Consider the following 16,451-nt stretch of genomic DNA (forward strand, 5'->3'; position numbering starts at 1 on the left):
ACGATTCGTGAGAGGAGAAAAATCTAACGCGCTAGTTTAACCGAAAGCGCGTTCACTTTATAGCTTTGCTGGCCGCTTATGCCAGCGGCCACAGATGGTCGATAATCAGCTGCACCGAACGGTTGCCACGATACTCGTTAATGTCCAGTTTGTAGGCCAGTTCAACCTGGCGCACGCTGCTGTCCGGCCACAAAGTCGTATCAACGTTAAAGGCGATGCCATCCAGCAACGGACCTCCGCCAATCGGCTCCACCATCACTTTCAAATGACGTTCGCCCACCAGCCGTTGTTGCAGCAGTTTAAACCGGCCATCAAATACCGGTTCAGGGAATGCCTGGCCCCAGGGTCCCGCTTCCCGCAGCAGCTCAGCGGTTTGCAGCGAAAACTCCTGCGCGCGCAATTCACCATCTGACCAGATTACCCCCTGCAACGCTTCGCCATCCAGCCATTCGTCAATCAACGCAGCAAAGCGCTGACGAAACTCTTCGTAGCGGTCTTCCTGCAACGATAAACCCGCAGCCATCGCGTGACCGCCGAATTTGATCATCAGGCCAGGATGCAGGGTATCGAGACGTTCCAGCGCGTCACGCAGATGGAGCCCGGCAATCGAGCGGCCAGAGCCCTTCAGCGTGCCGTCCCCTGCCGGAGCGAAAGCGATCACCGGGCGGTGGAAACGCTCCTTGAGGCGCGAAGCCAAAATCCCCACCACTCCCTGATGCCACTCGGGATGGTAGAACGCCAGACCGAGCGGCAAGTCGGTGTGCTGTCGCTCCAGCGCATCACACAACGCCAGCGCTTCGCTTTTCATGCCCTGCTCGATCTCTTTACGCGTCTGATTCAACGCGTCCAGCTCGTTGGCCAGCATGCGCGCTTCGCTGATGTCTTCGGTCAGCAACAAGGCAACGCCCACCGACATATCATCCAGACGCCCCGCCGCATTGAGACGGGGACCGATGGCGAAACCGAGATCGCTCGCCACCAGTTGTCGCGCATCGCGATTGGCGATTTCCAGCAACGCACGAATACCGGCGCGGCATTTCCCAGCGCGGATGCGGCTTAAGCCTTGCCACACCAGAATACGGTTGTTGGCATCGAGCGGCACCACGTCAGCCACGGTGCCCAGCGCTACCAGATCAAGCCATTCCGCCAGATTCGGTTCCGCCCGGCCCTCGCTAAACCAGTTTTGCTTACGCAGGTACGCGCGCAACGCCAGCATCAGATAGAAGGCGACGCCCACGCCCGCCAGCGCCCGTGAGGGGAAATCGCTGTCGTTCAGATTTGGGTTAACAATGGCTTCGGCAGCAGGCAGCGTTTCACCCGGCAGGTGGTGATCGGTGACCAGCACCGGGATGCCATGCTGATGCGCCGTATCGACGCCCGCATGCGACGAAATGCCGTTATCTACCGTGAGGATCATCTCGGCACCGCGCGCCCGCGCCTGCTCCACCACTTCCGGGCTGAGGCCGTAGCCATCTTCAAAACGGTTGGGGACAAGGTAGTCGATGTTGCCACCGAGACTGCGCAGCGCCAGCACCGTTAACGCGGTACTGGTGGCACCATCGGCGTCAAAATCGCCCACCACCACAATGCGGCGACCGTCGCGCAGCATCTGATGCAGCAGCGTCACCGCAGCATCGATGCCACCAAGCGTTTGCCACGGCAGCAGATGTTTAGCACCGCGTTCGAGTTCAGCGGCATCACGCACGCCACGTTGCAGGTAGAGCCGCCGCAGCAGCGGCGGCAAATCGGCAGGCAAGGTATCGTCGGCATGGGGTTCACGCCGACGCAGTTCAACAGAATGGATCACTGTGGATTAACCGCCACTTTTCTGGCCGTCGAGCACTTGCTTCAGCTCCTGTGGCCCCTGATAACCTGGGATCATCATGCCGCTGTCGGTCAGGATGGCAGGCGTGCCCTGAATACCAAACAGGATGCCCAGTTTATATTGCTGGTCGAGATCGATTTTGCAGGTCGCAGGTGCATCCATCTGCGGCGCATTACCTTTCATCGCCTCATCAAACTGTTTGTTACGATCGGCACTGCACCAGATGGCTTTCATCGCTTTTTCGACCTGACCATGCAGACCTTCACGCGGGAACGCCAGGTAACGCACGGTGATGCCCAACGCGTTGTAGTCAGCCATTTGCTCATGCAGCTTGCGGCAATAACCACAGGTGATGTCGGTAAACACGGTGATAACGTGTTGTTGTTTTGGCGCTTTGTAGATAATCATTTGCGGTTCCAGCGCCGTGACTTTCTTCTCCAGCAGCTGGTTTGTCACGTTCACCGGTTGTGCACCGCTGACATCGTACAACGGCCCCTGAATCATGTGCTTACCATCGTCGGTGACGTACAACACGCCACTCTCCGTCAGCACAGTTTTGATACCAGGCAGCGGTGACGGCTGAATTTCCGTCTGTTGCAGTCCCAACTTTTTCAAAGCCTGCTGGATGGCGCTGTCATCGGCATGAACCAGCCCGGAGAAGGTGCTGACCAGCAGAGCCAGCATCGTTAACTGTTTTTTCATCTCATTTCCTTGTTGCCGCGTTTCAGGCGCGCGGATGATGCTGTTGATGTAACAATCGCAAGCGCTCAGTGGCAACGTGCGTATAAATTTGGGTAGTGGAAAGGTCGCTGTGACCTAACAACATCTGTACGACGCGCAAATCGGCACCGTGGTTCAATAGATGTGTCGCAAAAGCGTGGCGCAACACATGCGGCGACAGTTTTTCGCTGTCGATTCCGGCCAGCAAAGCGTAGTGCTTAATCCGGTGCCAGAACGTCTGACGAGTCATCTTTTGCGCGCGATTGCTGGGGAATAGCACATCCAGCGTCTGGCCATTGAGTAACCACGGACGACCATGCGTCATATAATGCTCAATCCAGTAAATCGCTTCTTCACCCATTGGCACAAGGCGCTCTTTGTTGCCTTTACCAATCACCCGCACCACCCCCTGACGCAGGCTGACATCGCTCAGGGTTAACCCCACCAGCTCAGAAACGCGCAGACCGGTGGCGTAGAGTAGCTCCAGCATCGCTTTGTCGCGCAGTTCGAGCGGAATCTCAATCGAGGGTGCCTGCAACAGGCGTTCTACCTGGCTTTCACTCAGATCCTTCGGTAAGCGCTGCGGGAGTTTCGGGGCGGAAAGCAGTGCGCTGGGATCGTCGCTACGCAGCTTTTCACGGTACAGATATTGAAACAACCGCCGGATGGCGCTCAGGGTACGTGCTGAGCTGGTGGCTTTATAACCGCCCTCCACCCGTTCCGCCAGAAACTGCTGCAAGTCGAGTGCTTCCAGCGTCAGCAGCGTGCGCTCATGATGATGCAGCCAGCCGGTGAGAGTTTGCAGATCCTGGCGATAGGATGCGAGGGTATTTTGTGCCAGATTGCGCTCAATCCAGAGCGTATCCAGAAACTGTTCAATCAGGTCGCTGTCTGCCACTTTCTCCCTCCAACCGGTGTGAAATCGTGCTCATTATGCCTGAAAAGCGCTTGCTTCTGGTACAATTGCGCCAGAGTGAGTCTCAGACAGAGCATTAATTGCATGAATATCGGCCTGTTTTACGGTTCAAGTACCTGCTACACCGAAATGACCGCGGAGAAGATTCGCGACTTTATTGGTGAAGAATTAGTCACCCTGCACAACCTGAAAGATGACGATCCAGCGTTGATGGAGCAGTACGATTTGCTGATCCTCGGTATCCCAACCTGGGACTTTGGTGAGTTGCAGGAGGATTGGGAAGCGATTTGGCCGCAAATCCCGGCGCTGAATCTGCGCGGAAAAATTGTCGCCCTTTATGGCATGGGTGACATGATTGGCTACAGTGAATGGTTTCTCGACGCGCTGGGTATGCTGCATGAGTTGTTGCAGCCGATGGGCGTGCAGTTTGTCGGCTACTGGCCGCTGGAGGGCTACGAATTTACCAGCCCGAAACCGTTAACCGCCGATGGCAAACAATTTGTCGGTCTGGCGCTTGATGATGTGAACCAGTTTGAACTGAGTGATGAACGCATCGAACAGTGGTGCGAACAGATTCTGACGGAAACCGCCGCGCTACTTTAACGCGTGATTCCTACGATGTAGCGGCGCGATTTATCGCGCGGTTTCATGCGTGATGTGGGAAAAAACCGCGCGATAAATCGCGCCGCTACGGGCTTAAACAGCAGGCACGCAATGTGCGCCAGCTTGCTGCTGGCATGTTGTCATGCATCAGCCACAACCGCCTGCGTTGCCCCTGGTCGTTACGTAGCACCAGCAACACGCCAATCGGCAACCAGCCTGGTGCGCGTGCGTTGTGCCAGCGCATATTATCCCAGTGCCAGATACCCTGATGATCCAACGAAAGTGGCCCGCTGCGTCGTTGCAACTGCCGCTGGTGACGCCATCCCTCCACCAGCAATACCAACAACAACGGCGCTTTACTCCAGCGCCATGTTTCCGGCCAGGGCAGGCAAACCACCAGTGAACAACAAAGCAGCAGCATCAGCGCCTGCAATATCCGGGCGCTGTGCGATGGATGCAGCTTACATCGCCACCGGACCGCGTTCACGATTGCGCTGCTGAATCAGTTTCACCATACGCTGGAACTCGGGATCGACCGGTTCACCGTGGTTCATCATCCAGTTGAATAAATCCGGGTCGTCACTTTTCAATAAGGCCACGAACACCTGCTTGTCGGTGTCAGTCAGCGAATCGTACTCATATTTGAAAAACGGCATGATAGCGATGTCCAGCTCCAGCATGCCCCGACGGCACGCCCATTGGACGCGGGCTTTGTCATGAATATCCATGTCTCTTTTCCACAGCAGCAAACAATGGCGCTCAGTGTACCTGCTTTTTTTCGCGGGTGCAGGCGTCACTGCACTGGCTGTGCAGTGACGCGCAAAACCCTTTCACACAATGCAGGGTTATCACGCGATTTGTGCGTCAGGTTCCGCAAACTGGTTGCAAAGCCGCGCTGCTCTTTTAACATGGAAAGATTGTCTACGGATGAACCCATTAATCAGGAAAAACCCATGCCCATATTTACCCTTCCCCCTCGTCAGCCGACTGCATCATCTCGTCTGCCTTTAACCCTGATGTCACTCGATGAGTGGGCGCTGGTTGCGGTGCAGGGCAAAGACAGCACCTCGTATTTGCAAGGCCAACTGACGCTGGATGTAGCTGCGCTGGATGCGACACAGCATCGTCCAGCCGCGCATTGCGATGCCAAAGGGAAAATGTGGAGCAGCCTGCGTCTGTTTCATCGTGGCGAAGGTTATGGCTACCTGGTACGCCGTAATCTGCGTGATACCCAGCTTACGGAGCTGAAAAAATATGCGGTGTTCGCCAAAGTGACCATTGCCGCCGATGATGATGCCGTACTGCTGGGCCTGGCTGGCTTCCAGGCACGCACGGCACTGGCAGGTCTGTTCCCGGTGCTACCGGATGCCACAACCCCGGTGGTGCAGCAGGGCGACACGACTCTGCTGTGGTTTGCGCAACCGGCGGAACGCTTCCTGTTGGTTACTACGCTGGCCCAGGCTGAAGCGCTGAAGGATAAACTGACGGGTGATGCGCAATTCAATGACAGCACGCAGTGGCTGGCACTGGATATTGAAGCAGGCATTCCGGTGATTGACAGCGCCACCAGCGCACAGTTGATCCCACAAGCCACGAACCTGCAAGCGCTGGATGCCATCAGCTTTAAAAAAGGCTGCTACACCGGCCAGGAGATGGTAGCACGCGCGAAATTCCGTGGTGCCAACAAACGCGCGCTGTACTGGCTGGCAGGCCAGGCCAGCCATTTGCCACCGGCCGATGGGTCGCTGGAATTACAGATGGGTGACAGGTGGCGTCGCACCGGCACCGTACTCACCGCCGTTCAACTGGATGACGGTGAAGCATGGATTCAGGTGGTGATGAATAACGATCTGGAACCGGATAGCGTGCTGCGGGTTGAGGGTGATGAAGGGGGCAAACTGACCATTCAGCCATTGCCCTATTCTCTCGAAGATTAAATTTCTCAGGCTTCCTTTTCCCTCACCCCGCCCCTCTCCCGCAAGACGGGAGAGGGAGATATGCCATATGCAAGACCGGGAGGATGGATTTTACATCACGTAGAAATAGATAGCGCAGAAGTGGCACACGCTGCCACCCAACACAAACGCGTGCCAGATTGCATGGTTATAAGGGATGCGGCGCGCGACATAGAAAATCACGCCTAACGAGTACACGATCCCGCCCGCCGCCAGCAGCCATACGCCACCCGCTGACAATTTTGTTGCCAGCTGATAAATCACCACCAGCGACAGCCAGCCCATACTGAGATAGGTGACCAGCGATAGCACCTTAAAACGGTGGGCAATGGTGAGTTTAAAGATGATTCCCGCCAGCGCGAGGCTCCAGATGACAATCATCAGCCCTTTAGCCAGCGATGATTTCAGTCCCACCAGCAGGAATGGCGTATACGTCCCCGCAATCAGCAAATAGATGGCACAGTGGTCAAATTTTTTCAGCCAGTATTTGGCTTTCTGGTGTGGAATGGCGTGATAAAGGGTCGACGCCAGAAACAGCAGGATCATGCTGCCACCATACAAACTGTAGCTGGTGATCGCGGTGGCATCCGCCTGCATTTCAACGGCTTGCGTTAAAAGCAACACCAGGCCAATAATGCCAAACAGACAGCCCAATCCGTGGCTGATACTGTTAGCAATCTCCTCTGCCAGCGAATAGCCCTGAGCGATAAGACGGTTCTGTACCATGAGAGTGCATCCCGAAAAACGAAGAAACTGACTGTGCTTTTTCTGTGCATCAGAGTAACCAGAATTAATTTCAGTGTACACATGTACGCTAAAATTAATCTGTGAATCAGTGTTTCAGCCAGTATGATCAGACGTAGCGGCGCGATTTATCGCGCGGTTTTTCCGGCACAGCACGCGAAATTGCGCGATAAATCGCGCCGCTACGGATCGGAGAGATAGGCGTTTACCGCCCACCTGCGGCATCAATGATAGTGCCGGTGATATAGGATGCGGCATCACTGGTGAGCCAGAGGATAGCCTCGGCGATCTCCTGCGGCTGACCGCCACGCCCCATCGGGATAACGCTGGCAAGCCGATCTACCCTGCCAGGTTCACCACCGTCAGCATGCATTTCGGTGTAAATAAATCCCGGACGTACGCCGTTCACGCGAATCCCCTGCGCGGCAACTTCCAGCGATAAGCCTTTGGTAAGTGTATCCATCGCGCCTTTGGAGGCGGCGTAATCCACATATTCCCCTGGCGCTCCGGTTCTGGCCGCGGCGGATGACACGTTGACGATCGCGCCACCGCTGCCGCCATGTTGGGTTCCCATGCGTTTCACCGCTTCGCGGCAGCATAAGAACGTACCGGTGACATTGGTAGCAAAGACTCGCTGGAGGCGTTCTGCGGTCAGGTCTTCAGTGCGGCACTGCTGAAACAGAATGCCCGCATTGTTGACCAACACCTTCAGCGGCGCTTCGTAGCGGTCAAGCTGCTGAAACATCCGTACCACCTGCGCTTCATCGGCGATATCCGCCTGCACCGTAAACGCCTTGCCACCCTGTGCTTCGATGGCGGCGACCACCTGTTGCGCTTCAGCTTCACGCTGGCGGTAATTCACCGCCACGCAATAACCTGCCTGCGCCAGTAATAACGCCGTAGCACGACCGATACCGCGACTTGCGCCAGTGACTAATGCCAGTTCCATTTTGCCTCCAAAGAAAAAGGCCGGTTTCCCGGCCTTCAATAACGTGTGGTTCAGTGTAGCTTACGCATACTCACTCATCGGTACGCAGCTACAGAACAGGTTGCGATCGCCAAACACATCATCCAGACGTTTTACCGTCGGCCAGTATTTGTTAGCGCTACCTGCCGGGAACACGGCCAGCTCACGGCTGTACGGATGCGCCCACTCACCAACGATCTCCATCTGAGTGTGCGGCGCATTGACCAGCGGGTTGTCCTCTGCCGGCCATTCACCATCTGCCACACGATCGATTTCCATACGGATTGCCAGCATCGCATCAATAAAGCGATCCAGCTCGATTTTGCTTTCTGATTCCGTCGGCTCGACCATCAGCGTACCCGCAACCGGGAATGACATGGTTGGCGCATGGAACCCGTAATCGATCAGACGTTTGGCGATATCCATTTCGCTGATGCCGGTTTGTTCTTTCAGCGGGCGAATATCAAGAATACATTCATGCGCCACGCGATCATCGCGACCGGTATAGAGAATCGGATAGGCTGACTGCAAACGGCTGGCGATGTAGTTGGCATTGAGGATTGCCACCGAACTCGCCTGCTTCAATCCTTCAGCACCCATCATGCGGATATACATCCAGCTGATCGGCAGAATCGAGGCACTGCCAAAGGGGGCTGCGGATACCGCGCCCTGCTGCGTCAGTACACCATCAATCTGCACTACGCTATGGCCCGGTACAAACGGTGCCAGATGCGCTTTCACGCCGATCGGTCCCATACCTGGGCCGCCACCGCCGTGTGGAATACAGAAGGTTTTATGCAGGTTAAGGTGAGAGACATCCGCGCCGATATAACCTGGCGTGGTGATCCCCACCTGGGCGTTCATGTTGGCGCCATCCAGATAAACCTGACCGCCGTACTGATGCACGATCTGGCACACTTCACGGATAGTCTCTTCATACACGCCGTGCGTTGACGGGTAGGTCACCATGATGCAGGAGAGTTTATCGCCTGACTGCGCCGCTTTCTCACGCAGATCGCCGAGGTCGATGTTGCCCTGTTTGTCACAGGCCACCACCACCACCGACATTCCCGCCATCTGTGCCGACGCCGGGTTGGTGCCATGCGCAGAACTGGGGATCAAACAGATATGGCGATCGCCTTCGTTACGGCTTTCGTGGTAGCGACGGATAGCCAGCAAGCCAGCATATTCACCCTGCGCACCAGAGTTAGGCTGCATACACAGCGCGTCGTAACCGGTCAGCTGTACCAACCACTGTGACAGTTGGCCGATCATTTGCAGATAACCGGACGCCTGTTCTGCCGGACAGAACGGGTGCAGTTCAGCGAATTCCGGCCAGGTAATCGGGATCATCTCTGCGGCGGCATTCAGTTTCATGGTGCAGGAACCGAGCGGGATCATCGCCTGGTTCAACGCCAGATCCTTTTTCTCCAGGCTGTGCATATAACGCATCATCTCAGTTTCGCTGTGATGACGGTTAAATACCGGGTGCTCGAGAATCGCGCTCTGGCGCTGCTGCCCTGCCGGGATTCCGCTGTTTTCAGCAGCCACGGCGCTGTCCAGCGCATCAATGTCCTGGCCATGCTCATCACCCAGCAAAATGGCGAACAGCGCCTGCACGTCTTCACGACGGGTAGTTTCATCCAGCGTGATGCCCACGGCGTGATGAATGTCGCTACGCAGGTTAACACCGAAACTCAGCGCACGGTTCAGCACTGCCGCTTTGTCAGCCACTTCGACGGTCAGGGTATCGAACCAGCTATTGTGGCGCAGTTTCAGTCCGCCATTTTTCAGTCCGGCCGCCAGGATGCTGGTCAGACGGTGGATACGCGAGGCAATACGCTTCAGGCCAGCCGGTCCATGATAAACCGCATAGAAACCAGCGATGTTTGCCAGCAGCACCTGTGAAGTACAGATGTTGGAGTTGGCCTTCTCACGGCGGATATGCTGTTCACGGGTTTGCATCGCCATACGCAGCGCGGTGTTACCGGCGGCATCGCGCGATACACCGATGATACGCCCGGGCATGGAACGCTTGTGCTCGTCACGGCTGGCAAAAAATGCCGCGTGAGGACCACCGTAGCCCATTGGCACACCGAAACGTTGCGCAGAACCAAATACAATGTCTGCACCCTGCTTGCCAGGTGCTTCCAGTTGCACCAACGCCATAAAGTCAGAGGCGACACTCACCACCACTTTGCGGCTTTTCAGCTCGGCAATCAGCGAACGGTAGTCATGCACTTCACCGGTGGTACCCGCCTGTTGCAGCAGTACACCAAACAGGTCGTCATGATCGAGCGCTTTTGCTGCGCTATCGATAATCAGTTCAAAACCAAAGGTTTCGGCACGCGTACGCACCACATCCAGTGTTTGCGGATGGATGTCGTCAGCGATAAAGAATTTGTTGGCATTTTTCAGCTTGCTGACGCGTTTTGCCATCGCCATCGCTTCAGCGGCGGCGGTGGCTTCGTCAAGCAGTGAAGCCGATGCGATATCAAGGCCGGTCAGGTCCAGCGTCAGGGTCTGGAAGTTGAGCAGCGCTTCCAGACGGCCCTGCGATACTTCCGGCTGGTAAGGGGTATAGGCGGTGTACCAACCCGGATTTTCCAGCATGTTGCGCAGAATCACCGGAGGGGTGATCACCGCAGTGTAGCCCATACCAATCCAGGATTTATAACGCTGGTTTTGACTGGCAATCGCTTTCAGCTCTGCCAGCGCCTGCTGCTCGGTGGCCGCATCACCCACAGCGGGCGGTCCCGGCAATTGGATGTCGGCAGGCACAATGGAACCAATCAGGGATTCCAAAGAGCTGGCACCAATCGCTTCCAGCATGGTGGCCTGTTGCTCCGGCGTTGGTCCGATATGGCGCTCAATAAAAGCACCGTTATGTTCAAGCTGGCTGAGAGTCTGAGTCATTAGCAGTAAATCCTGAATCGGGCTGGGTATTAATACAGACAAAAAAGAAAGGTGCCGCCACGCGACACCTTCTGATACTGGCGCTTAATCTTCGATGGTTTTTTTATAACCTTCGGCATTCATCAGCGACTCGAGTTCAGACTCATCGCTGGCCTTGATTTTGAACAGCCAACCGTCGGTGTAGGGGTCGCTGTTAATCAGCTCCGGTGAGCTTTCCAGCTCTTCGTTGACCGCCAAAATTTCGCCACTGATGGGAGCGTAAATATCAGAAGCCGCTTTCACCGATTCGGCAACTGCGCAATCTTCACCGATCTCAACGACGCGGCCCACTTCCGGCAGATCGACAAACACCATGTCACCCAACAGCTCCTGAGCATGTTCGGTAATCCCTACGGTGTAGGTGCCGTCGGCCTCCTGACGCACCCACTCGTGGCTCTCTTTGTACTTCAATTCGTTTGGTACATTGCTCATCGCCAAATCTCCTGAAAAAGTTACTGTGCGACCGGTTTACCGGCGCGAACAAAAATTGGTTTGGTGACCTTTACCGGCATTTCACGATTGCGGATTTCCACAATCGCCTGCTCGCCAATTCCGGCTGGCACGCGCGCCAGCGCAATGCTGTAACCCAGCGTCGGAGAGAAGGAGCCACTGGTAATAATACCCTGCTGCGGCTGACCTTGTTCATCGGTGAAACGTACCGGCAGACCGTTACGCAACACCCCTTTTTCGGTCATGATCAGACCGACCAGTTTTTCCGTTCCGGCAGCGCGCTGAGCTTCCAACGCCTCGCGGCCAATAAAATCACGGTCGCTGGGTTCCCAAACAATGGTCCAGCCCATATTCGCCGCCAGCGGTGAAACGCCCTCGTCCATCTCCTGGCCGTAGAGGTTCATCCCCGCTTCCAGACGCAACGTATCACGCGCACCCAAACCAGCCGGTTTAACTCCTGCCGCCAACAGGCGCTGCCAGAAATCCGCGGCGGCGTTAGCCGGCATGGCAATTTCGTAGCCCGCTTCACCGGTATAACCGGTGGTAGCGATAAACAGATCATCCGCCTGCACACCGAAGAACGGTTTCATGCCCGCGACGGCATCACGTTGCGCGGCACTGAACAGCGACTGCGCTTTCTGCTGCGCATGTGGTCCCTGCACCGCGATCAGTGCTAAATCGTCACGTTCAGTCAGGGTAATGCCATACGGCTGTGCGTGTTCACCAATCCATGCAAGGTCTTTCTCACGCGTGGCTGAGTTCACCACCAAACGGAAGAAGTCCTCGGTCATAAAGTAAACAATCAAATCATCAATGACGCCACCTGATGCATTTAGCATGCCGGTGTACAGTGCTTTGCCTGGTTGGGTCAGTTTGGCGACGTCGTTCGCCAGCAGGTAACGCAGAAATTCGCGGGTGCGGGCACCGTGCAGGTCAACGATGGTCATGTGGGAAACATCAAACATGCCGGCATCAGTGCGTACCACATGATGCTCATCCATTTGCGAGCCGTAGTGGAGTGGCATCATCCAGCCGTGAAAATCCACCATACGTGCGCCGCAGGCCTGATGCTGTTCGAATAGAGGCGTTTGCTGAGTCATAACCATCCTGTAGAAACAAGTGAGCGTGACGCGCCTGCGTAGCCGATTGTGGCTGACGCAAACGTTCTCTTTGCGCTGACGTTACCACCGAACGAGGCAATTAACCATAAGCAAAACGAGGGCGAACTTGCGTTGGGCGTCAGCAAAACGCCGCACAGAATGCAGGATAATTCACTGGTTTTATGTGATTAACCACGCACAAAATACAACAAGTTAACTTTTATACAGAAAAATAATGTAATCCAGCACTCCGTATGGGCCAATGGCACCGCATAAAAAAATCTTTTGCATGAGAAAATGTAATGCGAATTCCGACGTAAAATTAGAATAAATCAAACGAGGCGCAAAAAGGGTGCGGGGATGCATCAGGATGGTGCAAAGGAGGCAATGATCGTAGCGGTGCGATTTATCGCGCGGCTTTTACCGGCATCGCGAACGGATTCGCGCGATAAATCGCGCCGCTACGGGATGGAGGGATTAGCGCAGCCAGGCGGGGATATCATTCAGCCCCATGGCCTGCTTGAGCATCATCGGTTTGATGCCTGGCAAGGTATCGGCCAGTTTCAACCCGACATCACGCAGCAATTTCTTGGCCGGATTGCTGCCCGCAAATAATTCGCGGAAGCCCTGCATACCCGCCAGCATTAACGCAGCGCTGTGCTTGCGACTGCGTTCATAACGGCGCAGATAGAGATGCTGACCAATATCCTTGCCCTGACTGTGCAGGCGGCGAATTTCACCGATCAACTCTGCCGCATCCATAAAGCCGAGATTGACACCCTGCCCTGCCAATGGGTGGATGGTGTGCGCGGCATCGCCGACCAACGCCAGTCGGTGCGCGGCAAAGTTACGTGCATAGCGCGCCATCAGCGGGAAGGTTTTACGTTCGCTCTCGACCTGGCACAGACCCAGGCGCATATCGAACGCGACGGAAAGCTGTTGATTAAACAGCGCTTCGGGCATCGCCTGCAAACGGCTGGCTTCCTGCGGCGACAATGACCAGACAATGGAGCTGAGATGCGGGTCCTGCATCGGCAAAAATGCCAGAATGCCGTCGCCGTGGAACACCTGGCGCGCCACCGCATCATGCGGCAGATCGGTGCGGATATTTGCCACCAGCGCGTGATGATCGTAATCCCAGAAAGTGATCGGAATATCGGCCTTATCACGCAACCACGAGTTGGCACCGTCAGCGGCAATCAACAAACGCGCGCTCATCATGCTGCCGTCCTGGAGCGTGATAAAGGCTTCGTTATCACCAAACGCCACCTGCTGCAACTGCGCCGGAGCCAGCAAGGTGATATCGCTGCACTGGCTGGCACGTTGCCACAGCGCGCTGTGAATCACCGGATTTTCAATAATATGGCCGAGATGTGCGAGGCCCTGCTGCTCATCATCGAAACTGATGCTGCCAAAGCTGTCCTGATCCCACACTTCCATGCCGTGATACGCGCTGGCGCGCAGAGCCAGAATCGTTGACCAGACATCCAGTTTTTGCAGCAGGCGTTCGCTGGCGGCATTGATTGCCGAGACGCGAACGGATGGCGCAGCCGCCGGATCAAACTGCGGTTCTGCGGCCTTCTCCAGCACCGCGACGCGTAATCCGCTGCCTTGCAGCCCACAGGCGACGGCCAGTCCGACCATGCCACCGCCAGCGATAGCCACATCAAAAGTTTGCATTGCTGCCCCTTAATTCATGCTTAACGTTTTACCCAGCCGAGCGTACGCGCGGCAAGGGGGTTTCGCAGCCACGGCAGGTGGTCCATCGCCACCAGCCCAAAATTTCGTCCTGCCACCAGCGGAGCATAACGGTTGGCGAACAACCGCACCAGACCATCGGTGACGCCAATGGTGGCGGCACGGTCCGGTTGGCGTCGTGCGGCAAAATGATGCAGCACCGCATAACTGCCAGGGTCCTGACGCTGGCGCCAGGCGCTGGCGAGATTTTCCGCCAGCGACATCACATCACGCAGGCCGAGGTTAAAGCCCTGCCCGGCAATCGGATGCAGCGTTTGCGCCGCATTGCCAACCAGCGCCAGACGATGCGCCACCTGGCGTTCAGCCGTTTGCAACGCCAGCGGATAGATTTCGCGCTGACCGGTATGGGTGAAGCGCCCGAGACGCCAGCCAAAGGCTTGTTGCAGCTCACACAGGAAAGTCGCGTCATCCCACTGCATCAGGGCTTCTCGGTCATCCAGCGGATGACACCATACCAGTGACATGCGATTGCCCGACATCGGTAACAGCGCCAGTGGGCCATGTTCGGTAAAACGCTCAAAGGCGCGCCCCTGATGTGGCAACTGCGTGGTGACATTGGCAATCACCGCCAACTGCTGATAATCCTCGCGCTGCCAGTTAATGCCGCAGGAGGCAGCCAGCGGTGAACGCGAACCGTCAGCCGCCACCAACAAAGCACCGTCCAGTTGCTCGCCGCTATCGAGCGTGACCTGCACGTTATCAGCGCTGCGTGACACCGCCGTGACCTGCGCCGGGCAACGTAACGTTACACCCGGCGCCTGTTTCAGACGCTGGAACAGCCGTTGTCCAACATCGAACAACTCCACCACCTGCCCCAACGCCGGGAGCTGATAATCCGCCGCCTGCATCGAGACAAACCCGGTGTGGCCACGGTCAGAAACGTGCACCTGGGTGATTGGCGTGCCGCAATCCTGCAATGAACGCCACAGATCGATCTCCGCCAGTTGCTGGCAAGTGCCCGCCGCCAGCGCGATGGCACGGCCGTCATACCCCGGATGCGCACGGCTGTCCGGCTCACTACGCTCAATCAGCGTTACCGGCAGTTTTCCCTGAGTGAGATGGGATAACGCCAGTGCCAGAGTGGCACCGGTCATGCCGCCGCCTGCAATCAGAATGCTCATGCCTGTCGTGCCGCCGCCATTAAGGCTTCAATCGCGTCAGCATCCTTCACCACGCTGTCGGTCAGATTCTCGTTGCCGTCTTCGGTGATGACGATGTCATCTTCGATACGAATACCGATTCCGCGATATTGCGCAGGCACCCTGGCGTCTGGTGCGATATACAGACCAGGTTCAATGGTCAGAACCATGCCGGGTTCGAGGATGCGGTCGCGGCTTGGTGTGCCGTAGTGACCGACATCATGTACATCCAGCCCCAGCCAATGGCTCAAACCGTGCATAAAAAATTGACGGTGGGCCTGCTCGGCCAGCAGCGCATCCACTTCGCCTTCCATCACCCCCAGTTCCACCAGGCCGGTGACCATGATACGCACCACTTCGTCGTTCACGTCATGGATGCTCACGCCCGGACGGAACAGTTCCAGCGCTTTGTACAGTGACGCCAGCACGATGTCGTAAATGGCACGCTGAGGGGCGGTGAACTTGCCGTTAACCGGGAAGGTTCGCGTGATATCGCCCGCATAGCCCTGGAATTCGCAACCTGCGTCAATCAGTACCAAATCACCATCGCGCATCTCGCACTCATTTTCGGTGTAGTGCAGGATGCAGCCGTTTTCACCCGCTCCGACAATGGTGTTGTAGGAGGGAAAACGTGCGCCGTGACGATTGAACTCATGCTGGATTTCACCTTCAAGCTGATATTCAAACATCCCCGGACGACAGACCTGCATGGCGCGGGTATGGGCCAGCGCGCTGATTTCCCCGGCACGACGCAGGATGGCGATCTCTTCGGGTCCTTTGAACAGACGCATATCATGCACCCACGGACGCCAGTCGGTGAGGGTATCTGGCGCGCTCAGGTTCTGACGGAAGCCACGACGCAGTTTTTCCAGCGCACTGAACACCAGTTTGTCGGCTTCGGCATACAACCCCTGGGCGTGATACACCACATCCAGACCGTTTAACAGCTGATGCAGTTGTTCGCCAATATCGTCCCACGGCAATGCCCGGTCCACGCCGAGTTTCGCCGGTGCCGCATCCTGGCCCAGACGACGGCCAAACCAGATTTCGGCGGTCAGATCACGCACGCGGTTGAACAACACGCTGTGGTTGTGCGTCTCGTCGCTTTTAATCAACACCAGCAACGCCTGCGGCTCGTTAAAACCGGTGAAATACCAGAAATCGCTGTTCTGACGGAAGGGATATTCGCTGTCGTTACTGCGCGTCACTTCCGGCGCAGCAAAAATCAATGCGGCACTACCGGGCGCCATACGGGCAATCAGCGCCTGACGACGTTGCTGGAAAGTTTCCAGTGTAATCATGTTTGCACTCCCTGTTGA

General features: G+C 56.3%; 15 protein-coding genes. 2 read left to right on the plus strand and 13 right to left on the minus strand.

Annotated features, from left to right (window positions below; translation table 11 throughout):
• Window positions 1-76 precede the first annotated feature (76 nt).
• The 3 genes from recJ to xerD are packed head-to-tail and all read right to left on the minus strand — an operon-like array spanning window position 77 to window position 3,443.
• A complete protein-coding gene (gene recJ / locus AC6I8R_RS16700; protein ID WP_497832603.1) occupies window positions 77-1,807 on the minus strand; it encodes a single-stranded-DNA-specific exonuclease RecJ in 1,731 nt (576 codons plus the stop codon).
• A 6-nt stretch (window positions 1,808-1,813) separates the two neighbouring features.
• Complete coding sequence (gene dsbC, locus AC6I8R_RS16705; RefSeq protein ID WP_021184615.1) at window positions 1,814-2,527, minus strand: bifunctional protein-disulfide isomerase/oxidoreductase DsbC; 714 nt, start codon at window positions 2,525-2,527, stop codon at window positions 1,814-1,816.
• Between the two features lie 22 nt (window positions 2,528-2,549).
• The gene (xerD, locus tag AC6I8R_RS16710) at window positions 2,550-3,443 is read right to left on the minus strand and encodes a site-specific tyrosine recombinase XerD (RefSeq protein WP_021184616.1); all 894 of its coding nucleotides are present in this window, start codon (window positions 3,441-3,443) and stop codon (window positions 2,550-2,552) included.
• A 102-nt stretch (window positions 3,444-3,545) separates the two neighbouring features.
• On the opposite strand from xerD, the gene fldB reads away from it, so the two are divergent.
• Window positions 3,546-4,064 (plus strand): flavodoxin FldB, encoded by a 519-nt coding sequence (gene fldB, locus AC6I8R_RS16715; protein ID WP_021184617.1) that lies wholly within the window; start codon window positions 3,546-3,548, stop codon window positions 4,062-4,064.
• 85 nt (window positions 4,065-4,149) lie between these two features.
• Here fldB and AC6I8R_RS16720 read toward each other — a convergent pair whose 3' ends face one another.
• Window positions 4,150-4,485: a protein YgfX gene (locus AC6I8R_RS16720; protein WP_415173391.1), complete on the minus strand. Its 336-nt coding sequence runs from the start codon at window positions 4,483-4,485 to the stop codon at window positions 4,150-4,152.
• Between the two features lie 40 nt (window positions 4,486-4,525).
• Window positions 4,526-4,792 (minus strand): FAD assembly factor SdhE, encoded by a 267-nt coding sequence (sdhE, locus tag AC6I8R_RS16725; RefSeq protein WP_021184619.1) that lies wholly within the window; start codon window positions 4,790-4,792, stop codon window positions 4,526-4,528.
• A 225-nt stretch (window positions 4,793-5,017) separates the two neighbouring features.
• Here sdhE and ygfZ point away from each other — a divergent pair, with 225 nt between their 5' ends.
• On the plus strand, window positions 5,018-6,001 hold the full coding sequence (ygfZ, locus tag AC6I8R_RS16730) for a tRNA-modifying protein YgfZ (RefSeq protein WP_415173390.1): 984 nt from the start codon (window positions 5,018-5,020) through the stop codon (window positions 5,999-6,001).
• Between the two features lie 90 nt (window positions 6,002-6,091).
• On the opposite strand, the gene trhA is transcribed toward ygfZ, so the two are convergent.
• From trhA to pepP, 8 genes are all read right to left on the minus strand, one after another.
• Window positions 6,092-6,745 carry a PAQR family membrane homeostasis protein TrhA gene (trhA, locus tag AC6I8R_RS16735; RefSeq protein ID WP_021184622.1) on the minus strand — a complete coding sequence of 218 codons (654 nt, stop codon included), beginning with the start codon at window positions 6,743-6,745 and terminating at the stop codon, window positions 6,092-6,094.
• Window positions 6,746-6,968: 223 nt separating this feature from the next.
• On the minus strand, window positions 6,969-7,712 hold the full coding sequence (locus tag AC6I8R_RS16740) for an SDR family oxidoreductase (RefSeq protein WP_021184623.1): 744 nt from the start codon (window positions 7,710-7,712) through the stop codon (window positions 6,969-6,971).
• A 60-nt stretch (window positions 7,713-7,772) separates the two neighbouring features.
• Window positions 7,773-10,646 (minus strand): aminomethyl-transferring glycine dehydrogenase, encoded by a 2,874-nt coding sequence (gene gcvP, locus AC6I8R_RS16745; protein WP_021184624.1) that lies wholly within the window; start codon window positions 10,644-10,646, stop codon window positions 7,773-7,775.
• Window positions 10,647-10,730: 84 nt separating this feature from the next.
• The gene (gene gcvH, locus AC6I8R_RS16750; RefSeq protein WP_415173387.1) at window positions 10,731-11,117 is read right to left on the minus strand and encodes a glycine cleavage system protein GcvH; all 387 of its coding nucleotides are present in this window, start codon (window positions 11,115-11,117) and stop codon (window positions 10,731-10,733) included.
• A 20-nt stretch (window positions 11,118-11,137) separates the two neighbouring features.
• Window positions 11,138-12,235: a glycine cleavage system aminomethyltransferase GcvT gene (gene gcvT, locus AC6I8R_RS16755; RefSeq protein ID WP_497832604.1), complete on the minus strand. Its 1,098-nt coding sequence runs from the start codon at window positions 12,233-12,235 to the stop codon at window positions 11,138-11,140.
• A gap of 477 nt (window positions 12,236-12,712) precedes the next feature.
• Entirely contained in the window at window positions 12,713-13,915 is a 1,203-nt protein-coding gene (gene ubiI / locus AC6I8R_RS16760; protein WP_208723678.1) for an FAD-dependent 2-octaprenylphenol hydroxylase, read from the minus strand.
• A 20-nt stretch (window positions 13,916-13,935) separates the two neighbouring features.
• Window positions 13,936-15,114, minus strand: coding sequence for a 2-octaprenyl-6-methoxyphenyl hydroxylase (gene ubiH / locus AC6I8R_RS16765; protein ID WP_415173385.1), 1,179 nt, complete (start codon window positions 15,112-15,114; stop codon window positions 13,936-13,938).
• Window positions 15,111-16,433 (minus strand): Xaa-Pro aminopeptidase, encoded by a 1,323-nt coding sequence (gene pepP, locus AC6I8R_RS16770; protein ID WP_021184629.1) that lies wholly within the window; start codon window positions 16,431-16,433, stop codon window positions 15,111-15,113. The genes ubiH and pepP overlap by 4 nt, the downstream gene beginning before the upstream one ends.
• Between the last annotated feature and the right edge of the window lie 18 nt (window positions 16,434-16,451).

Source organism: Pantoea sp. X-Soil-OKNW-713 (assembly GCF_059730685.1).

Excerpts from the sequence above, each read along its gene's own strand:
- AC6I8R_RS16720 (WP_415173391.1), bottom strand. The coding sequence starts at position 4,485 with ATGCTGCTGCTTTGTTGTTCACTGGTGGTTTGCCTGCCCTGGCCGGAA.
- gcvH (WP_415173387.1), bottom strand. The coding sequence starts at position 11,117 with ATGAGCAATGTACCAAACGAATTGAAGTACAAAGAGAGCCACGAGTGG.
- AC6I8R_RS16740 (WP_021184623.1), bottom strand. The coding sequence starts at position 7,712 with ATGGAACTGGCATTAGTCACTGGCGCAAGTCGCGGTATCGGTCGTGCT.
- gcvP (WP_021184624.1), bottom strand. The coding sequence starts at position 10,646 with ATGACTCAGACTCTCAGCCAGCTTGAACATAACGGTGCTTTTATTGAG.
- ubiI (WP_208723678.1), bottom strand. The coding sequence starts at position 13,915 with ATGCAAACTTTTGATGTGGCTATCGCTGGCGGTGGCATGGTCGGACTG.
- fldB (WP_021184617.1), top strand. The coding sequence starts at position 3,546 with ATGAATATCGGCCTGTTTTACGGTTCAAGTACCTGCTACACCGAAATG.
- sdhE (WP_021184619.1), bottom strand. The coding sequence starts at position 4,792 with ATGGATATTCATGACAAAGCCCGCGTCCAATGGGCGTGCCGTCGGGGC.
- trhA (WP_021184622.1), bottom strand. The coding sequence starts at position 6,745 with ATGGTACAGAACCGTCTTATCGCTCAGGGCTATTCGCTGGCAGAGGAG.
- gcvT (WP_497832604.1), bottom strand. The coding sequence starts at position 12,235 with ATGACTCAGCAAACGCCTCTATTCGAACAGCATCAGGCCTGCGGCGCA.
- ubiH (WP_415173385.1), bottom strand. The coding sequence starts at position 15,114 with ATGAGCATTCTGATTGCAGGCGGCGGCATGACCGGTGCCACTCTGGCA.
- ygfZ (WP_415173390.1), top strand. The coding sequence starts at position 5,018 with ATGCCCATATTTACCCTTCCCCCTCGTCAGCCGACTGCATCATCTCGT.
- dsbC (WP_021184615.1), bottom strand. The coding sequence starts at position 2,527 with ATGAAAAAACAGTTAACGATGCTGGCTCTGCTGGTCAGCACCTTCTCC.
- pepP (WP_021184629.1), bottom strand. The coding sequence starts at position 16,433 with ATGATTACACTGGAAACTTTCCAGCAACGTCGTCAGGCGCTGATTGCC.